Origin of the sequence: Nostoc sp. MG11 (genome assembly GCF_014904695.1) — a bacterium.
In the GTDB taxonomy this organism is placed as follows: Bacteria; Cyanobacteriota; Cyanobacteriia; order Cyanobacteriales; family Nostocaceae; genus Komarekiella.
On sequence record NZ_JACXXN010000001.1, the window covers coordinates 392,512 to 412,153 of the forward strand.

Here is a 19,642-nt window from a genome sequence, read left to right on the forward strand (position 1 = left end):
CTCTGCGTGAGATTTACCACAAAATTAGTATTCAAGATGACTAGTTTACCGCAACCATCGCGCTGCATCTTTAGCATGGTAGGTCAAAATCAAGTCGGCGCCAGCGCGTTTAAACCCAGTTAAAGTTTCCATAACCACACGCTCCTCATCAATCCAACCATTGAGAGCCGCAGCTTTAACCATCGAATACTCGCCAGAAACATTGTAAGCAGCAACAGGTAAATTACTTGCTTCCTTCACACGCCAGATAATATCCATGTATGCCAAAGCTGGTTTAACCATCAGCATATCAGCACCTTCAGCGATATCCAGTTCAATTTCTTTAATTGCTTCACGACCATTACCTGGATCCATTTGGTAAGTTCTGCGATCGCCAAATTGCGGTGTCGAGTCTGCTGCATCCCGAAACGGGCCATAATAAGCTGATGCATACTTAGCAGCATAAGACAAAATTGGCGTGTCTTGAAATCCGGCCTCATCCAAACCCACACGAATTGCCTGCACAAAGCCATCCATCATCCCAGAAGGTGCGATGATATCAGCACCAGCTTTTGCTTGGGAAACCGCCGTTTTCTTCAGCAATTCCAAGGTGGGGTCATTTAAAACCCGTCCCGTCAAATCACCCACTTGCAGAAAACCACAGTGACCGTGACTGGTGTATTCACACAAACATGTGTCTGCAATGATAATTAAATCTGGTACTGCTTCCTTGACCGCAGTAGCCGCTTTTTGTACGATGCCGCAATCATGCCAAGCGCCAGTAGCATCTACATCTTTATCCGCAGGAATACCAAATAAAATAATCGCAGGAATACCTAAGTCATAAACTTCTTTTGCCTCTTCGACAATTTTGTCTACCGAAAGCTGATAAACTCCCGGCATTGATTTGACTTCATTGGCAATTCCATCACCAGGTACGGCAAACAGAGGATAAATTAAATCATTCGTTGTTAATACAGTTTCACGCACCATTCGGCGCAGTTGGGGATGGGTACGCAGACGACGGGGGCGATGTGTCGGAAACATAGAGCTTTTTAAAGGTAAAGACTAAGCGGGTCAATGCTGCACTAAAGGTGCTTACTTGTCCCATGAAGTATGGTACGACGCCCTTAAGCCAAGTATTCACACTATTAATTATTAATTATTAATTATTAAACATTAACATCTACTCAAACAGGATAACTGTCGCTTAGTTATGGGTAACTAGCAAACAGTCAAGTATGCTATCTTTATCCAATTGATAACCTACTATTTGCTGTCTGAACGCATGGACAACTTAAACATCTACAGTGAAGCAGATGTATAAAACAACATCCAGTTGAGTATTTTTTAGAACACCCTTTTTAGAAAACCCCGCTACAAATTAGAACACTTTTGCTGCTTACTTGCTTTCAAGTAAGACCAGACACTTTTAAAGAATATTAATGGACACAAGACAAAGCGTCACAAAAGCAAGGAAAAACGTTGCTGCTGTCAGACAGACTACAAATAGTGCTTAACTGTCCCTTGCCCTACTCTTCATGAAATTGTGGGGCAATTTTGTATTTTACAGCTTTGTTGACATCTCTTAGAAGGATTGAAAGAAACAATCTAAAAAATCTGACCCAATTAATCAGGGAACTTGGGTAATAAGGTATTGATTCAGTGAGCCGATTACTCAATACCACAATTTGTGCTAGAAAATTCGGAAAATTAAGGGATAACGAAAGGGTGTATCAGGATTGCTAAAAACCTGTGCTAATGCCCAAATGGTTAATCCCCAGTGTAATAGATAACCAAGACCTGCTAATGGTAGTAACAAGCCAAATGTGATCCAAACCAATCCTGTAATAATCAAGCCATAGAACCATACATTAAAGTGGAAATTAATGGATTCTTTGGCGTTCTCCTTAACAACAGGATCATCTGATACGAAAAATATGGCTATGGGTACACCTACAGAGATAAATGCAGTGCTAAAAAAAATGGCTCCATGAGACAGAGCGGATAGAAGCTTTCGTTTATCTGTGTCGTACATTGTTTTCTCCCATTAAACAGGCTTTCAATTATATTACGACCCGATCGCGAGCATCATTGTCTTAAGATTGAAAGACTTGCTAGAGTCAGAAAAAATTAAGTTAAGTTAAGTAAAAAGCAAACAAATACAGTTATGTCAACTGAACTTCAGTCTGAACTGCATCAAGCAGTTGAACTTCGTCGCAACTTTGCCATTATTTCTCACCCCGATGCGGGTAAAACTACACTCACAGAAAAGCTACTGCTATATGGAGGCGCAATTCACGAAGCTGGGGCGGTCAAGGCGCGACGGGCGCAGCGCAAGGCTACCTCCGACTGGATGGCCATGGAACAACAACGCGGTATCTCTATTACCTCGACGGTGTTGCAATTTGAATACCGAAATTGTCAAATAAATTTATTAGACACCCCCGGACACCAAGACTTTAGTGAAGATACATATCGTACCCTAGCTGCTGCCGATAATGCGGTGATGCTAATTGATGCCGCAAAAGGTTTAGAACCTCAAACCCGCAAACTATTTGAAGTTTGTAAACTGCGGGGTCTGCCCATTTTTACATTTGTAAATAAACTCGACCGTCCGGGAAGAGAACCACTGGAACTGTTAGATGAAATTGAGCAAGAACTGGGATTGCAAACCTATGCAGTAAACTGGCCGATTGGCATGGGCGATTGCTTTAAAGGTGTCTTTGATCGGCACAAACAACAAATTCACCTGTTTGAACGTAGCGCCCACGGCAGCCGAGAAGCCCGTGATACGATAGCGGAATTAGGTGACCCGAGAATTGAACAACTGCTGGAACAAGACCTTTACTATCAACTGAAAAATGATTTAGAACTGTTAGAGGGAGTTGGGCCAGAACTAGATTTGCAGTTGATACACCAAGGCAAAATGACGCCAGTATTCTTTGGTAGCGCCATGACGAACTTTGGAGTAGAGTTATTCCTCAAGTACTTCCTTGACTATGCCCTCAAACCCGGTTCCCACCACAGTAGTGTCGGTGATGTCTCCCCTACATACCCGGAGTTTTCTGGGTTTGTTTTCAAACTGCAAGCAAACATGGATCCGAAGCACCGAGATCGTGTGGCTTTTGTCCGGGTCTGCACTGGTAAGTTTGAAAAAGATATGACAGTGAATCATGCCCGAACTGGTAAAGTCGTCCGCTTGTCTCGTCCGCAGAAACTCTTTGCCCAAGAAAGAGAATCCATTGATGAGGCTTATCCTGGCGATGTGATCGGTTTGAACAATCCTGGTGTTTTTGCGATCGGGGATACAATCTACACGGGGCAAAAACTAGAATATGAAGGGATTCCGTATTTCTCGCCAGAACTGTTTGCGACTCTTCGGAACCCCAACCCCTCGAAGTTTAAACAATTCCAAAAAGGCGTTGCAGAATTGAGAGAAGAAGGTGCTGTGCAAATTATGTACTCAACTGATGAAGCCAAGCGCGATCCAATTATGGCCGCGGTGGGTCAGTTGCAATTCGAGGTGGTGCAGTTTCGCTTACAAAACGAGTATGGTGTAGAAACCATACTAGATTTATTACCCTATAGTGTCGCTCGTTGGATTGAGGGTGGTTGGGAAGCTTTGAATCAGGTGGGACGTTTATTCAACACCACTACAGTCAAAGACAGCATGGGACGCCCAGTATTGCTATTCCGAAATGAATGGAATTGCCAACAGTTACAGGGCGACCATCCAGAGTTAAAATTAAGCGCGATCGCCCCGGTATTTTCCAGTCAACAACCAGTGGAATAATTCACTCGACAGGACTAACCGGACGCGGTTGATTTCCACGGCATCCGAGGTTCGCGCTTTTGCAAAAACAAACGTGGATCACCTAGCAGAGATTGGAGTGCCAGAATTTGTATGCCTTCACATGCCGAATCGTCTTTGGAGGCTGGTTTAGTTGCCCTCAAGCAGGGAAATTACCAAACAGCGATCGCTCAACTAGAACCTATTGCTAGCAACCAGGAAAATGGGACTGCTAGCTTGCAAGCCCAGGTTGGTTTAGTGATGGCTTATGCACGCAGTGGCGAAGCCCCCAAGGCGATCGCCCTGTGTCAAAATCTCACAGGGAGTAATAATCCGCAAGTTCAAGAGTGGGCAACACGCGCTCTTGAACACTTGACAAAACGTAAACAACGTAGTCAGGAATCAAAAAAGTCCGAAACTGGATTTGTTGCCTTTGATAACTCCCGTCCAGATTCTTCCCCACTAAGTACTGGATCGCAGGAGAAGCCAAAAGAGCAACCAGTCAATGAAACTAAGAGCAACAACATCTCACCTGTATCACCTGGTGGTTTGAAAGCTCCAGTTAAATTACAGAAACCAAAAGAGACAATACCAGAAACCAAAAACCACGACATATCGCCAACTGCCTCAATCAGTGGCTTCATGGGATCTGTGGGTCGCACACAAGCCAAACTATTCGGTGTTATTTATTGGCGACAAGCAAAACGTGCCAAGGCATGGCAACCCCTGCGTAAGCTGAACTTAATACCCTTGCGGCTGCTGGCAGCTGGAACATTCATCGCCCTATTTTGGGTGATCCGGGAAATGTTCAAGTTAGTCATGGGATTAACCAACCAGATTTTAGTCAAACTACCATTTCTAGAGCCATTGCAGCTTTTGTATCGTGATCCTACCCCATTGTTGCTATTAGTATTGACGGTTTTGATCGCAGTGTCACCCTGGTTGCTAGATTGGCTACTGGCAAACTTTTATGGACAGCGACAATTGTCCAAAGATGTATTGAATAACTATAGTCGCGAAGCAGTCCGAGTATTACAACGCTCTTGCCAACAGCGAGGTTGGCAGTTACCCAAACTGCGGATTTTGCCAATGGCTGCACCAATTATCCTGACCTATGGTAATTTACCACGTAATGCCCGGATTGTTGTGAGTCAGGGGTTGTTAGAGCAACTGGCAGATGATGAAATTGCTACTATCTACGCTACGCAGTTAGGGCATATTGCTCACTGGGATTTTGTTGTGATGTCTCTGGTGTTGCTGGTGACACTAACGATTTACAGGTTATATCAACAAGTATCGGAGTGGGGAAATAACATATCAGGAATACGGCGCTGGCCAGTGACAATCTTGGCTAGTCTTGTTTATGGAGTGTGGTGTTTGCTAACTGGAACTGCTTTGTGGTTATCGCGCTTACGGCTTTACTATAGCGATCGCCTCGCCGCTGAAATTACTGGTAATCCCAATTCTCTAATTCGTGGCTTAATTAAAATTGCCATTGGCATTGCAGCTGATATCGAAAAACAAGAACATACTAGTTGGCAGTTAGAAAGCTTAAATCTTCTAACACCAGTGGGACACCAACAGAGCCTCTCTTTGGGGACTATTGCCAGTCATCTATCTTTTGAATCGTTCTTGATGTGGGACGCTCTCAATCCTTATCGCCAATGGTTTACAATCAACAATAGCCATCCTTTAATTGGCGATCGCATCAAACGCCTCTGTCAAATAGCTCGCCACTGGCATCTAGAAACTGAACTAAATCTTATTAGTGAGCAATCCTTAAAGCTTAAACGTCAGTCTTTCTTATTACAAATTGCTCCCTGGCTAGGAATTCCCTTGGGTTTTCTGTTTGCAGGAGTAATATGGTTGACTTGGCAAATAGCATTCGCACTCAAATTTTTGAATTTAAAGTGGATATACGAAGATTGGTCTTTCATAACAGGTTGCCTGCTCATTAGCTTTAGTATCGGTACAGTGATGCGGATGAATTCTTTTTTTCCCGATATAAAACCTGCCACTGTACAAACTAACGACTGCTTACCCAGCTTACTCGCTGACCCATCTGCTTTACCCATTGATAGCATCAGCGTGTGTCTTGTCGGCAAACTAATAGGTCGTCAAGGTACTAGTAACTGCCTAGCACAAGACTTAATCCTCCAGTCGAGCACAGGTTTAGTGAAATTACATCATATTTCTTGGCTGGGACAGTCGGTCAATCACCAAGACTTAATCGGTCGGCAAATTACTGTCAGAGGTTGGTTTCGACGAGGAGCAACGCCCTGGATTGACATCCAAACTCTGCAAACTCAAAGTGGTAAAACCATTAACAGCCCTCATCCCATTTGGTCTACTGTCTTGGCAGTCGCGGCACAGGCTTGGGGTGCATATATTTTTCTCACAGGATAGTCAAGTGTCAAGAGTTAAGTAATAATTTTGGACTGTGGACTATTGACTTTGGACTCCGCGTAACGGCAAATGTAAACAAAAGTTGCAGATTATCTTTACAAGTGTTACATTTATTTACATAATCAATAGCAACCAACATAACTCAGCGCCCTAGCTTTGTTATGAGTCTGGCTGCTTTTGCTGATACATCAACGTGTATTCTCCCAACACAGCAGCAAATCAACCAGCCAATGGCTGGTTTTTGTTTCCGAATATCCCCTCTTGAAAAAAAAATTGTCTTTTATGCTACGATGCGATCATACTATGGTTGGAAATGTATGCGCTGAACTAGCTACGTAGAAAATACCGTGATAATGTAAGGAATGGTATTTAATTCTGCGAAACAAGGCATTGAAGAAGGCGTGTATTTTGGCAGGCAGTAGGCTAATAAATTTACAATTCTTAGAATTAAGGTGTTATTAGCTCAGCATAGTGTGAGCTTTTAGATTAAACAAGCTTGAACCCGAGGAAAAACTGTATTGTATAGGTTGACAGTTTGGAATAAAAAAATTGGTTTATGGCAGTCTTGGTCAATAGCATCTATTTAAAAGCCGAAGCCAAGTAATTGTTTTCTTGCCTTGCCATGTTCATTCAACTCTGGAGGTATAGTTCATGTCCGTTCGCCTATATATAGGTAATTTGCCAAAAGAAGAAATAGATCGTCAAGAACTGCAAGCAGTTTTTGCAGATGAAGGTGATGCTGTCACCACTAAACTAATTAAAGACCGAAAAACTGGCAAATGCCGTGGTTTTGGTTTTCTTACGGTCAACAATGACGACCAAGCTGATCAAATAATTGAAAAGTATAATGGTCAATTGTTCAAAGATACAGCTATCAAACTAGAAAAGGCTTTACCTCGTACAAAGGGTGATGAGAGCGAAGAACAATCTGCTCCCAAAATTGCTAGTCCCAGTAGTAGTAGCCCTACTCCTAGCCCCAACAGAGAAGGTAGTCGTCGCGAGAAAGGCTCTAAAAAGCCTCGTCGTGGTGGTGGTGGCGTTTCCCGCGAAAGTACCAGTAATACAGAATCAGATGCTATTCGTCCAGATCCCCGTTGGGCTTCTGAATTAGAAAAGTTGAAGCAGATGCTAGCTGCACAAGCTACAAATTAATCCTCAACGGAAATAAATTAAAAATTAAAAATCAGAATTGATTTTTAATTTTTAATTATTCCTTAGCTGCATAATTAAAGGCACTTGCAGCTATTTTTGTGAGTGTGATGCTCCCTAGGGGAGCCGCTACGTGATCGCATCTATGAGATGAAACATAGCCTTTGGCTAAATTACTCTGGTGCGAATTAGCTTGCCGCTAAATTTTATGATAAAGTTTTTAGGGCGTGGGAAATCCGCCTATAAAACTTTTCACTTGTTCATTTAGAGACTAACACTATTTAGTTAACGGTAGCCATCATTTTAAAAGGCACGGTTAAACAAACAAAGCTTGTGGACTTAACTTAACCGTATTAGCTTAGAGACAACTTTGAGCAAATTTTATGTAGCTATTCCCAGCCGAAAGTTGTAATCATTCACTATTGAATTATCTTATTTAAATTCGCAGTTTCAACTACTAATTAGTTTAAATTTTTTAATAAATAAGGTAATTCTTAAAAATACTAAATATTTAAGTTTTAAAACTAATACCATTTTGCCTGACATCGCTACAGTAGTAGCTAACACAGCGATGAATAATATACTCGTGCATATATCTATAAAATTTAAATTCGTTTTCACATCACAGAAAAGTATAATTTCATCTATCAAAAGTATTATATGTAAGAAAAAAAAATAAAGACAAATACTTACTTAATCAAAAAGTATACTTCTGGCAGTAGATGTGTATAAATATTAGACATATTATTCTATTAAATTAAAATAGATATTACTCAATGTTCTTAAATAATTCAGGCAAGCGTGCTAAGCGTGCTAAACGCAAACTTAAAACTGCCTGAGATATTACTATCAGCAACATACAAACTATGAACTCTACCACCACTGAAAAACACATCGCCTTGATTTCCGTCCACGGAGATCCAGCGATTGAAATCGGCAAGGAAGAAGCTGGAGGACAAAATGTTTATGTGCGCCATGTGGGTGAAACACTAGCGCAGTTGGGATGGCAAGTTGATATGTTTACCCGCAAAGTTAGTCCAGACCAACAGACAATTGTTCAACATAGCCAAAATTGTCGAACCATTCGTTTAAAAGCCGGTTCCCTGGAGTTTGTGCCGAGAGATCAGCTTTTTGGAGATTTACCAGAATTTATAAATAATTTTCTTGAGTTTCAAAAAGAAAACAGTATTAAATATCAATTGGTTCATACAAACTATTGGCTCTCCAGCTGGGTGGGGATACAGCTCAAAAAAATCCAAGGGAGCAAACAGGTTCACACATATCACTCTTTAGGAGCAGTCAAGTACAACACAATAAAGACAATTCCTTTAATTGCTAGTAAGCGATTAGCAGTGGAAAAAGAGGTGTTAGAGACAGCAGAAAGGATTGTGGCAACAAGTCCGCAAGAAAAGCAACACATGCGATCGCTTGTTTCCCTTAAAGGCAATATAGATATAATTCCCTGTGGTACAGATATTCATCGGTTTGGTTCAATTACACGAGAAGCAGCCAGATCTGAGTTGGGAATTGCTCCAGAAGCCAAAGTTGTATTGTATGTAGGACGCTTTGACCCACGCAAAGGTATAGAAACCTTAGTGCGTGCATTAAACAAATCTAAATTACGTGATTCTAATAATCTTCAGCTAATTATTGGTGGTGGTAGCACTCCAGGTAACAGCGATGGCAGAGAACGCGATCGCATTGAGAAAATTATTAATGAATTGGGGATGAGCGACTTTACAACTCTTGCTGGTCGTCTCAGTCAAGAAATCTTGCCAATTTATTACGCAGCTGCCGATATTTGCGTCGTTCCTAGTCACTACGAACCCTTTGGACTCGTGGCAATTGAAGCGATGGCAAGCAGCACACCAGTAGTAGCAAGCGATGTTGGTGGACTTCAATTTACCGTAGTTCCAGAAGAAACAGGTTTATTAGCACCACCAGAAGATGTAGATGCCTTTGCATCTGCCATTGCCCGAATTCTCATCTCTCCACAGTGGCGAGATGAATTAGGTAAAGCTGGTAGAAAACGCGTTGAAACCAAGTTTAGTTGGCATGGTGTAGCAAGTCAGTTGAGCGAACTTTACAGCCAACTGTTGGAGCAATCAGTCGAAGAACGCGCATTGCTCGCTCAATAATGCGCTCCCACCCGCTTCGTTAATCGGTGTAATAGTTAAGAGCAAGAAAGAACAAAGAATTTGGCATTCGTTTGTTGTTTTACTTTTTGTAATTACTCATGATTAACTGCCAATTCCCTATTTCCAGCTTCCGACACAAAATTATTAATAAAGAGGATTTTCCATACATGTAACGTCTCTACATGGTTTCGGGTTTTATTTATGTACTTCATTTACCTAAAATCTGCTGTAAATGATAACAGAGAGTGTTTAGCCTAATGTCGTTGTCTCAAATACCTGCTCAGTGTCAAACGATTATGGCTCTCTGGAGCCTTTTGTTTTGTTCAAACCTTTGTGCTAATCTAAATATTATTTATATGTATTTAAGCGTAATATGTTAAAATAATTTTTACGAAAAAACATTTGAATTTTTTCGAGTTGTTTAAGTATAAACATTTAGAAAAATAAAATGTTTATTATACATAAAAATTTTAGTAAAGTAGAATACCTTTTATCGACAGCAGAGAAAACAGTGTTTTAAGCTTGGGAAGCTATAACTAAATGTTTTTCCCGAAGGAGATAAGATGCTGTCTGTAAGCAAGTCTATAAATCAACACAAATCGATTTTTATTTTAGGATTAATTACGCTGGGGTCATTTGTTGCAACTAATCCAGCCAAAGCTGCGACATTCGAGTATAAATCCTGGACTACAGATGCTCCATTTATAGAGATGCTTAATAAAGGGGATTTTAAAGAATTATTTGTCGCTGAAGGTCGTATTGGCAACAATAGTTTAAACATGGGGGAGCGGGAATTAAAGATTAATGGTGATGTTCAGCAAGGTGCCCCAGTTAGTATCCAAGATGACTTTGTTTGGGGAAATGGTAACTTATGGGACTTTACCTTAGAATACACAGGAAGCAAGGTTAATTATACCCTGGGCGGCAAGTTGCTAAGTAGCATGGATTTTAACGGTTCAGCAAGTGATATCTTCCTTCGCACCGCTGCTACTACAAACAGCACAATGACCCTAAGTAACCTCCTATTTGATGACCAGCAAATGAAGAATGCTCAGGGACAGATCATAAGCAGTGTCTCTTCTGTAGGTACCTCCACAAGAGACATAGATTATCTTCAGATCAGCGACATCACATCGCCGTTCACAATCACAGGCAAAGCGGCGATGAGCTGGACAGGTGCACAACCAATGCGTTCTAATCTCGCTTTTCAAATAAAAGTGGGTAATTCACCTAAGACATCAGTACCGGAACCTGGTACTCTCAGTGCTATCTTCGTGATTGGAATTACAAGCGCAGTTGCAAGCAAAAGAAAGAAAGTAGCAAAAATCGGGTTATCTTAAACCACAACGATTGAAGTTTTGGCAAAATAACAAGACAACTTAAGACCAAAGCGTTCAGCATTATCTTTGAGAAGATAATGCTGAACGCTTTTTTGTATTATTCCATCTAAATCAGAGAAGATGGAAGTATACTGAGCATCGACATTTGAACGCCACCATTAATCGCTGTGCAACCAGTTGACTTTACCACCCTCACAGCTGCTTGTAGCGAATTACGCGCTAACTGGCTACCCTCGCGGATAGAACAGGTTTACCAGCGCGATCGCTACACTATTGCTATGGCATTACGCACCCTCAAACAGCGAAGTTGGCTAGAGATTTCTTGGCATCCCCAAGCTGCACACATTTGCATCGGCGAACCGCCACCAAGAATACCAGATACCTTCACCTTCAGCCAGCAATTAATACACCAGTTGGGTGGTTTGGCGTTGGTGGGGATTGAAGCGATCGCCCCTTGGGAGCGTGTTGTTAATTTACAATTTGCGCGTCGTCCTGGAGAAAGCGCCCAATATCATGTGTATGCGGAAATTATGGGCAAATACAGCAACGTCATCCTCACCGACGCCAGCAATGTAATGATCACCGCTGCTCATCAAGTTAGTCAGCAACAATCCAGCGTCCGTCCAATCCAAACTGGACAACCTTATGAAACACCACCGAAACTCACTGGTACTATCCCCAGCTTGAGCGAATCCCAAGAACGTTGGCAAGAACGAGTAAGTTTAGTACCAGGAGGCATCAAGCGTCAGTTGTTAAAAAGTTATAGCGGCTTGAGTGCAGCACTCTTAGATTCAATGCTGCTCGTAGCAAACATAACATCAGAAATAACCACCGATACTCTAAACCCTGACGACTGGCAACGGCTGTTTAAGCGCTGGCAAGAATGGCTGCAAACTTTGGAATCTGGTAAGTTTCAACCAGCCTGGACAGCAGACGGATATACCGTAATGGGTTGGGGTGCAGTTGCAACCGCGAAAGACATCCAAGAAATACTCAATCGCTACTATACTGACCAGTTAAATCAACAGTTATTTTCTCAACTGCGCCATCAGCTAAGTCAGAAATTGCACAATATTCTGGCAAAATTACGAAATAAAGCGCAGACATTTGCAGAACGGTTGCAACAATCAGATCGAGCCGATGAGTATCGGCAAAAAGCTGATTTATTAATGGCTAACCTGCAAAACTGGGAACCGGGTATGAAAGAAATTACCCTTGCTGATTTTGACACAGGTAAACCAGTAGCCATCGCTCTCCAGCCAGATAAAAATGCTGTACAAAATGCCCAAAGTCTTTACAAACAGCACCAAAAGCTCAAACGCGCTCGTTCTGCTGTCGAACCGTTGCTTTTAGAGGTACAGGCAGAGATTGAATACTTAGAGCAAGTAGAAGCAGCGATTAACCAGATAGACAAATACCAAACAGTAGAAGATTTGCAAGCTTTAGAAGAAATCCGCGAAGAGTTAATTAGTCAAAAGTATCTCGAAGACCCAGAGTACCGCAGCCGCAGCACCAATGAAGCCGCCATCAGCAACTTTTATCGTTACCGCACCCCTAGCGGTTTTGAAGTCTTAATCGGTCGCAACAATCGCCAAAATGACCAACTAACCTTTCGTGTGGCTGGGGATTATGACCTGTGGTTCCACGCTCAAGAAATTCCAGGAAGCCATGTATTACTGCGTCTAGAACCGGGTACTGTCCCAGAAGAAGCTGATTTGAAATTTGTTGCTAATCTTACCGCATACTACAGTCGCGCTCGTCAGAGTGATCAAGTACCAGTGGTTTACACCCAGCCAAAGCACGTCTACAAACCCAAAGGTGCTAAACCAGGAATTGCTATCTACAAGCAGGAGAGCATCCTTTGGGGACAACCGCAGTTAATAGTCAATAGTCAATAGTCAATAGTCAATAGTTATTGCGCTTGTCCTCCTATTTCTCCCTGCTTCCTACATTTCCTCCTTGCCATCCGCAGAATTATCCTGTTAGGTAGAGGCTTTTTATCTTTGTTCGTATCTTTTTTTGGTGAATTTTCATGAAAAATCTGTGTTGGCTGTTACAATATTGTTAAGAAAAGTTGCCCGTTGCATTTTGGGAACGCGCATCGGGTTTTAACTCTATTGAGAAGACAACGCGAAAAAAATATCTTTGTGACCGGCTGTGGGAGGCTGGTCTTTTTTTTGGTAGGTAGCGTGGATACTCAAACTTGTGCCTGCACGACAAGATCTCAACTTGCCTGATTCGCTCCCAATCAATGGCAGCAACCCACAACTTCTCCTCTTCGGAGAACTGCACTACTCCATCAACTTCCAAATCCTCGCTATACAGCGTAAGCAACTGCCCATCCTGTAACTCAATACTCTGATTTGCCAAGTCTTCGATTGTACCAATACAGTTCAAACGCAAACGCTTTTCAGCATAAGCATTCTGAAAATCTGCAAAAACTTTAGGAGTAATCATTCTAGGTGATCCAAACTATGACTGCTGCTTTTCTGGATTAGGCAATTTTTGAGATTTTGGCTGTTACGAAATAATAGTCTTCTACGACATACCAATAGAACCATATTTCTGGCTTAAAGGAAAGTATGAATGAATTACCCCTCATCTGGTTCATCTCAAGGTCAATTTTTCTCGGAATTCAGGATGAAGTCAGATGAAAAGTTGGCTCAGAAGGCACAGCATAGTTCTAAGGCTTTCGCAGAACTTTACCGACGTAACCTCAAAGCTGTCTACAGCTACCATTTAGCAAGGGTTAGTAACATTCATGATGCACAGGACTTGACAGCCCAAACGTTTTTAGTCGCTCAAGAAGCAATCTCTAGCTTCCGAGGGCGAGGCAAATTTGCCGCTTGGTTGTTAGGAATTGCTCGTCGGAAAACAGCAGACTACTTTCGCCGCAAACGCCCAACATTGCCACTGGAAGCGGGCAGTCAGCTTGCAGATAACTCGATTTCACCAGATGAATTAGTTGCTCGTCAATTGTCTTTAGAGCAAGTTGCTCAAGCCCTAAGTTTACTTACACCTGAACGAGCAGAAGCAGTTGCCTTGCAAATTTTTGCTGGGCTGAGTGCGGTTGAAGTGGGGCAAGTTATGGGAAAAAGCGAAGCTGCCGTCAAGATGCTGGTTTGTCGAGCTTTGAAAGACCTACGCAAGTATGTGGAAACTACCTGTGAGTAAAACTATGAATTCTAGACACGATCAACCTACCAATCTTTCTCAGCAAGATGCAGATTTCCTTTCACATCTGACTCATCTTGCAGAAAGTATTGAACCAGATCCGACATTTAAGGCTCAACTAGAAGCTGAACTATTACAAACTCACCAACGAGTGAATCGAATGAACTTTTCGCTTGGGCGGTTAAATTGCCGCGCTTCTATACTCGCTTGTGTGTCACTTGCGACCGCTGCTGTTTTCGTTATTCCAACCATGACTTCAGGACAGATTTCTGAATGGTTTTCAGCATTCCTCTACTCAACAGTTGATACAAAAGCAAACGCGCAGACTATTGCCCAATTAATTGAAACGGGAGAAATGACCATCACCTCAGATGCACAAGACTACGATGAGAGTACAAAAAAAGTCAGGGCAATCGGCAATGCTACTTGGGCGTATCCAAAAGCTCAAATTCAAGCCAGTGCTAATGAAATTCGATATGTACTAACAGGAAGGCAAGTTGTTCTGTCTGGTAATGTTCAAATTTCACAGAGGGGAGAGCGTTTACAAGGTAAACGAGCAATTTGTTCACTTGAGCAAAAGCAGTGTAACTTGAGTCAAGAGTAAGCATTATCGCCCAAAAATCATCAATCTCTCAGGAAAACGTAGAGTCTTATAATGATGTGTTGATGCTGCGATCGCACCTGAGAGACTTACCTAGAATATCATCTACGCGAACCTAACCCTAAACACTCTACAAACAACTTATAAGTACTACCCCAAAAACGAAATAAAGCGGCTCAATTACTTATTATGCTTAAAATATCTGAATCCCATTTTCTCTAAAAATGCCAAACAATTTGATATAAAAAGTTTAAAATCAATTTGCCTCAAGCCTTTTTATTAAAAAAACAAAAAAGCTATATTGATTATTAATTAGTAAGAAATGGTAAACTTAACAAGAGAGCTGCAATAGTTCCTGCAACAGATATTTCACCTTGAGACACTTTATCTAAAACAGATTCTGTAGGAATTAATACAACTTCAATCTCTTCTGTAATATCTAGTTGTTGCTCTCCAACTTTTCTCACATTTTCTGCTAGAAATAAATGGATTTGATTAGTATCTTTGCTCGGTTTGTCGTGTAGAGTTGCTATTTTTATAAGTTCTTGGGAAGTATAACCAGTCTCTTCTTCAAGTTCTCTGATAGCTGCTGCTTCGGCACTCTCTTTTTTTGAATCAAAACTTCCTGCTGGTAATTCTAAAAAAAATTCACCTACAGCGTGTCTATATTGCCGGACGAAAACAATTTCTCTACTACTAGTTATAGGTAAAACCAAGGCAACGTCTGGTTTAATACTGACAAAGTAATCATCTACAATTTTACCGTTAGGTAACTCTATTTCATCTTGCCTTACTTTACACCAGCGATGATCTAAGACCATTTTTGACTTCAAAGTTTTCCATTTTTTTAAGTCGTTCATAGACTAAGTAATAAATAAAATAAGGTATAAAAAATTTAGTAATTAAGCAGTGAATGTAAAAAAGTATAACAGATGCATCAGATAACCTAAACTTTGAACTTACACTGACTTTTGCTCTAACATAATATGCAGCACAAGTATGCAAATTAATGTAAATTTATTTACAGTAAATAAGAGATTCCCGTTGACAATTAGTCGGGGTACAACGGCACAGACGACGAATGTATGGGTGAAAATTTCGCAAGATGGTATCGAAGGGTGGGGGGAAGCGTCGCCATTTAGTATAGGCGATCGCAAGCAATCAACTGACACAATCAAAGCTGCGTTACAGCAAATTGTGCCAATATTACAAGCATTCAGCCCGTTACAGAGACAACAAATTGAGCAAGTCTTAACAAAACAGCAGGTTCCTTCTTCTGTCAAAGCAGCATTAGATATGGCGATGCATGACTGGCTGGGTAAACACGTAGGGCTACCACTGTGGCAAATTTGGGGACTTGATCGCAATGCCATAGTACCAACTTCAGTCACAATAGGAATTAATTCACCAGAAGGAGCTAAGGCTAGAGCGCGCGACTGGTTGCAATTTACTGATGTCCGCCTTTTCAAGGTGAAGCTAGGTAATCCAGATGGCATAGATGCAGATAAAAAAATGCTGTTGGCAGTGCGAGAAGAAGCGCCTGAACCAGAATTATTTGTTGATGCAAATGGGGGTTGGAATTTGGCTGATGCTATAGAAATGTGCAATTGGCTGGCTGAATTGAGTATAAAGTATGTAGAACAGCCATTGCCACGCGGGCAAGAAACAAATTTAGCAAAACTCAAGGAGCATTCGTCCCTGCCCATCTTTGTTGATGAAAGTTGCTTTACAAGTTCCGATATTCCCCATTTGGCAAACTATGTGGATGGCGTTAACATCAAACTGATGAAATCTGGGGGCTTAAGCGAGGCAATGCGGATGGTACATACAGCGCGAGCCTATGGGTTAGAAGTGATGTTCGGTTGCTATTCTGACAGTTCGCTAGCAAATACGGCAGCGGCACAGCTAGCGCCACTAGCTGATTATCTAGATTTAGACAGTCACCTTAACTTAATTGATGACCCCTTTACGGGTGCATTGGTGCAAGAGGGGAGAGTTTTGCCAAACGATTCACCAGGTTTGGGGGTACAACACAGTGCGTCTGCCACTTAATCAACGAGTAGCTATCTTACTGCATGAGGGAATTAGCGGGACTCACGGCAAAACAGGGCTGGCAATTTTACGCTACAGTGAAGCCCCAATCGTAGCAGTAATTGATCGTGAGACTGCTAGCAAATCCTTGCCAGAATTAACAGGTATCAAGCGTGATGTGCCGATTGTGGCATCAATAGCCGCAGCCTTAGAATACGAACCAGAAGTCTTGGTAATTGGCATAGCCCCAGGAGGTGGTGCTGTACCAGATGATTACTGGTTGGAAATCAAAAACGCTCTAGAGGCTGGGATGTCTTTAGTAAATGGTTTGCACACACCAATGGCAAACATGCCAGAGTTAAATGCACTGCTCAAACCTGGACAATTAATTTGGGATGTGCGGAAAGAGCCGTCTAATTTAAGTGTTGCTAGTGGGATGGCACGCACCTTACCCTGTCGGCGAGTGTTGACTGTAGGAACCGACATGGCGATCGGTAAAATGTCAACTAGTCTAGAGCTACATTGGGCATCAAAACTTCGGGGCTGGCGTTCTAAATTCCTGGCTACAGGTCAAACTGGTGTGATGTTAGAAGGGGATGGTGTAGCTTTGGATGCAGTGCGGGTAGACTTTGCAGCTGGTGCTATAGAACAGATAGTTATGCGCTATGGCAAAAACTACGATATTTTGCACGTTGAAGGACAAGGTTCACTGCTGCATCCTGGTTCAACAGCAACTCTACCTCTAATCCGTGGTTCGCAACCAACACAACTAGTGTTAGCACATCGGGCGGGACAAGTTCATGTGCGTAATCATCCCCATGTACTAATCCCACCTTTACCAGAAGTGATCCGGCTCTATGAGACTGTCGCTAGCGCTGGTGGTGCTTTTGGAACTATACCTGTAGTCGGTATAGCGCTTAATACAGCTCATCTAGATGAGTCTGCGGCTACTGATGCGATCGCTCAAACCATAGCAGAAACCGGGCTACCTTGCACCGATGTCGTCCGCTTTGATGCCAATGTGCTATTGGATGCAGTGATAAAGGATTAGGCTAATCATTTGTTTTTTAAAAGAGTCATGTAAGCTATAAGTCACTTTTATGGCTACCATTAGTCTTTTTTTGTCAAGTCCTATTGACCATTTGTAACAAACTTGTTAAATTTGTTTACATAACTAAACAAAAGAAGAGAAAAAACTATGTACACCACAGTAAATGAAGACGGCATTCTCAATAACTACGCAACTGAACCCCAGGTTTACTGCGCTGAATACCCTGCAATTTGGGAACAACGTAAATACGTTTTACAAGGTGTTTTTGCGACTTTAATTGTCACTACTTTAGTTTTGGTTGGTTTTAGCGTTAGCTAAAATTTTCAATTTCGGTATCACTGTATCTCATCGTCATTCGTACTTCTCCCCTTTTGCCTCGGCTAGTTTCGCCGGGGTTTTTTGTGTTTTATTTTTATGCGATGTCTACGAGGGGCTACGCCTACGCATCCCAAACGGCACCATAGGTTTCAGCCGAGTCTCTCAGTTAGTTACAAGCCCCATCCACTCGTCGGTAGGGCAGTTGACATTCTGTCTTCTCTATGACTCTTTGTGGCACTGTAACCCGAAAGGGATGCCTTCCCAATATGTATATCCGCTAGCGTAACTGCGATCCCACGTATGCATCATTAGCATCCACTTAACTTTTCCGTCGTAGAGTAAGGGAAGCATGTGATCTCGACGGGAGCTAGGTAAGTCAGACTTATTTAGCTTTCTTTCACCGAAAGCTTTCCTCTCTCCACCATTATCACTGATATATCCAAAAACTATGTTTTCAGTTGATTCATAACTAAACTCTACTTCTGCTGTCCGACCATCCAAATTACACTTCCATTTTCCATCCCAGTCAGATTTAAGAACTTCTTGAGCAAATTGTCGCTCAGGAGTTTCAGCAGAAACACCTTGTTCAGATATAAAACCATACATCAATATACCTATTCCAATCAAGAAACATAAAAGCAGAATTGCACTTTTTTTCATGGCTTTTCTTTTTTTATATAAATATTACCTAGGTACTTCTCTCGGAGGATTTGGACGAAGGTCTGCGTCACCGTAATCTATTACCTCCTGGTCTAAAAACTTCTGTAGAGATGGCTGTTGTCGAAGAGTCGGTATTTGAGGAGCGACAGATTCAGTCCAGTTTTGAGGATCTACAAATACTGCGATCGCCCAACGAGTTTCTTCAGTAATTTGGATTGGTTCAATAGGATCTGGTTTACTGCTATCGTAGCTGAAACCTTCTTTTAAAGATATTGCTTCTGGCTGACTATCAGTAGTAATTTTGGCATTACCAACTAAGGCATCAATTATTACCCTTTCAGCAGAAGAATCAACTTGAACTATGGTTATGCCACTACCTTCAGGGGAAAGATTAATATTCTCAGAAGAGTCTGCTTGGCTGCTAAGAAAGTTAGACAAAGCTTTATTTTTAAATAGACTACTAGCAAACTGAGTAATATCAGAAATTTTAGAGACAAAGAAAGGAAAGGTTTGATTTCTACTTACTTGCCCCATGTCTCGTACTTTTATTATTCCATGACACAAGCCATTTTTATTAGTATTAGTAAGAAGACCCCAAGCAAACATAAATTTACCATTTAAAGGGTTACAAGGAAACTTGTATGTAGTTTTCTGGGTATTAGGGCCGACTTGTACCAATGGATCTATAGCACCAGAACTGGTAAAAAACCTCAAATGACCAAAAGGTTTTTTGGAGCCAGATGGGACTAATAAAAACCGATTCTTAGCTGTGATTACTTTAGGTTGATCGGCTACAGGAACCAATCCACGATCCTTTTTTTCCAATACTTGCAGTTCTTGTCCTTGATCTCCTATATTTTTAATTTCCGCCTTAACAGGCTCTTGTGCAGAACTCTTAACATCAATTGCTAACGAGTAAAAAGGTATCAGTGCAGTAGTTAATGCAGAAATAAGTAATATTTGGGAATGAATTAACTTCACAAAACTCTCCTCCAAAGCAAT

Annotated in this window: 17 protein-coding genes; 11 read left to right on the forward strand and 6 right to left on the reverse strand. The window is 41.7% G+C overall.

Features of this window, described 5'->3' with window-relative positions; genetic code table 11:
• Positions 1-45: 45 nt before the first annotated feature.
• Both hemB and HCR01_RS01745 read right to left on the reverse strand, forming a co-directional pair.
• A complete protein-coding gene (hemB, locus tag HCR01_RS01740; RefSeq protein WP_193193904.1) occupies positions 46-1,026 on the reverse strand; it encodes a porphobilinogen synthase in 981 nt (326 codons plus the stop codon).
• A gap of 649 nt (positions 1,027-1,675) precedes the next feature.
• Complete coding sequence (locus HCR01_RS01745; protein WP_193193906.1) at positions 1,676-2,017, reverse strand: DUF4870 domain-containing protein; 342 nt, start codon at positions 2,015-2,017, stop codon at positions 1,676-1,678.
• A gap of 132 nt (positions 2,018-2,149) precedes the next feature.
• Here HCR01_RS01745 and prfC point away from each other — a divergent pair, with 132 nt between their 5' ends.
• The 6 genes from prfC to HCR01_RS01775 all read left to right on the forward strand — a co-directional run bounded on the left by prfC (position 2,150) and on the right by HCR01_RS01775 (position 12,703).
• The gene (gene prfC / locus HCR01_RS01750; protein WP_193193908.1) at positions 2,150-3,775 is read left to right on the forward strand and encodes a peptide chain release factor 3; all 1,626 of its coding nucleotides are present in this window, start codon (positions 2,150-2,152) and stop codon (positions 3,773-3,775) included.
• Positions 3,776-3,886: 111 nt separating this feature from the next.
• Positions 3,887-6,178, forward strand: a complete 2,292-nt coding sequence (locus HCR01_RS01755; protein WP_193193910.1) for a M48 family metalloprotease — start codon at positions 3,887-3,889, stop codon at positions 6,176-6,178.
• Between the two features lie 651 nt (positions 6,179-6,829).
• Positions 6,830-7,330 carry an RNA recognition motif domain-containing protein gene (locus HCR01_RS01760; protein ID WP_193193912.1) on the forward strand — a complete coding sequence of 167 codons (501 nt, stop codon included), beginning with the start codon at positions 6,830-6,832 and terminating at the stop codon, positions 7,328-7,330.
• Positions 7,331-8,193: 863 nt separating this feature from the next.
• Entirely contained in the window at positions 8,194-9,465 is a 1,272-nt protein-coding gene (locus HCR01_RS01765; RefSeq protein ID WP_193193913.1) for a glycosyltransferase family 4 protein, read from the forward strand.
• Positions 9,466-10,028: 563 nt separating this feature from the next.
• Positions 10,029-10,805, forward strand: coding sequence for a choice-of-anchor W domain-containing protein (locus tag HCR01_RS01770; RefSeq protein ID WP_193193915.1), 777 nt, complete (start codon positions 10,029-10,031; stop codon positions 10,803-10,805).
• A 167-nt stretch (positions 10,806-10,972) separates the two neighbouring features.
• Positions 10,973-12,703: an NFACT family protein gene (locus HCR01_RS01775; RefSeq protein ID WP_193193917.1), complete on the forward strand. Its 1,731-nt coding sequence runs from the start codon at positions 10,973-10,975 to the stop codon at positions 12,701-12,703.
• Positions 12,704-12,869: 166 nt separating this feature from the next.
• On the opposite strand, the gene HCR01_RS38325 is transcribed toward HCR01_RS01775, so the two are convergent.
• Complete coding sequence (locus HCR01_RS38325) at positions 12,870-13,262, reverse strand: hypothetical protein (RefSeq protein WP_226889027.1); 393 nt, start codon at positions 13,260-13,262, stop codon at positions 12,870-12,872.
• Positions 13,263-13,391: 129 nt separating this feature from the next.
• On the opposite strand from HCR01_RS38325, the gene HCR01_RS01785 reads away from it, so the two are divergent.
• Both HCR01_RS01785 and HCR01_RS01790 read left to right on the forward strand, forming a co-directional pair.
• Positions 13,392-13,979: an RNA polymerase sigma factor gene (locus tag HCR01_RS01785; RefSeq protein WP_193193919.1), complete on the forward strand. Its 588-nt coding sequence runs from the start codon at positions 13,392-13,394 to the stop codon at positions 13,977-13,979.
• Positions 13,980-13,983: 4 nt separating this feature from the next.
• Positions 13,984-14,583, forward strand: coding sequence for an LptA/OstA family protein (locus tag HCR01_RS01790; protein ID WP_193193921.1), 600 nt, complete (start codon positions 13,984-13,986; stop codon positions 14,581-14,583).
• A gap of 305 nt (positions 14,584-14,888) precedes the next feature.
• Here the strand turns inward: HCR01_RS01790 and HCR01_RS01795 are convergent, their stop codons facing one another.
• The gene (locus tag HCR01_RS01795; protein ID WP_193193923.1) at positions 14,889-15,440 is read right to left on the reverse strand and encodes an NUDIX hydrolase; all 552 of its coding nucleotides are present in this window, start codon (positions 15,438-15,440) and stop codon (positions 14,889-14,891) included.
• A 139-nt stretch (positions 15,441-15,579) separates the two neighbouring features.
• Here HCR01_RS01795 and HCR01_RS01800 point away from each other — a divergent pair, with 139 nt between their 5' ends.
• The 3 genes from HCR01_RS01800 (at position 15,580) to psb34 (ending at position 17,980) form a co-directional block, all read left to right on the forward strand.
• Positions 15,580-16,632 (forward strand): dipeptide epimerase, encoded by a 1,053-nt coding sequence (locus tag HCR01_RS01800; RefSeq protein ID WP_193193925.1) that lies wholly within the window; start codon positions 15,580-15,582, stop codon positions 16,630-16,632.
• Positions 16,616-17,662 (forward strand): DUF1611 domain-containing protein, encoded by a 1,047-nt coding sequence (locus HCR01_RS01805; RefSeq protein WP_193193927.1) that lies wholly within the window; start codon positions 16,616-16,618, stop codon positions 17,660-17,662. The genes HCR01_RS01800 and HCR01_RS01805 overlap by 17 nt, the downstream gene beginning before the upstream one ends.
• Positions 17,663-17,809: 147 nt before the next feature.
• Positions 17,810-17,980, forward strand: coding sequence for a photosystem II assembly protein Psb34 (gene psb34, locus HCR01_RS01810; RefSeq protein WP_191756949.1), 171 nt, complete (start codon positions 17,810-17,812; stop codon positions 17,978-17,980).
• A 219-nt stretch (positions 17,981-18,199) separates the two neighbouring features.
• Here the strand turns inward: psb34 and HCR01_RS01815 are convergent, their stop codons facing one another.
• Together HCR01_RS01815 and HCR01_RS01820 are read right to left on the reverse strand one after the other, a co-directional pair.
• Positions 18,200-18,640: a hypothetical protein gene (locus HCR01_RS01815; protein ID WP_193193929.1), complete on the reverse strand. Its 441-nt coding sequence runs from the start codon at positions 18,638-18,640 to the stop codon at positions 18,200-18,202.
• Positions 18,641-18,664: 24 nt separating this feature from the next.
• Positions 18,665-19,621 (reverse strand): hypothetical protein, encoded by a 957-nt coding sequence (locus HCR01_RS01820; RefSeq protein ID WP_193193931.1) that lies wholly within the window; start codon positions 19,619-19,621, stop codon positions 18,665-18,667.
• Positions 19,622-19,642: the final 21 nt, after the last annotated feature.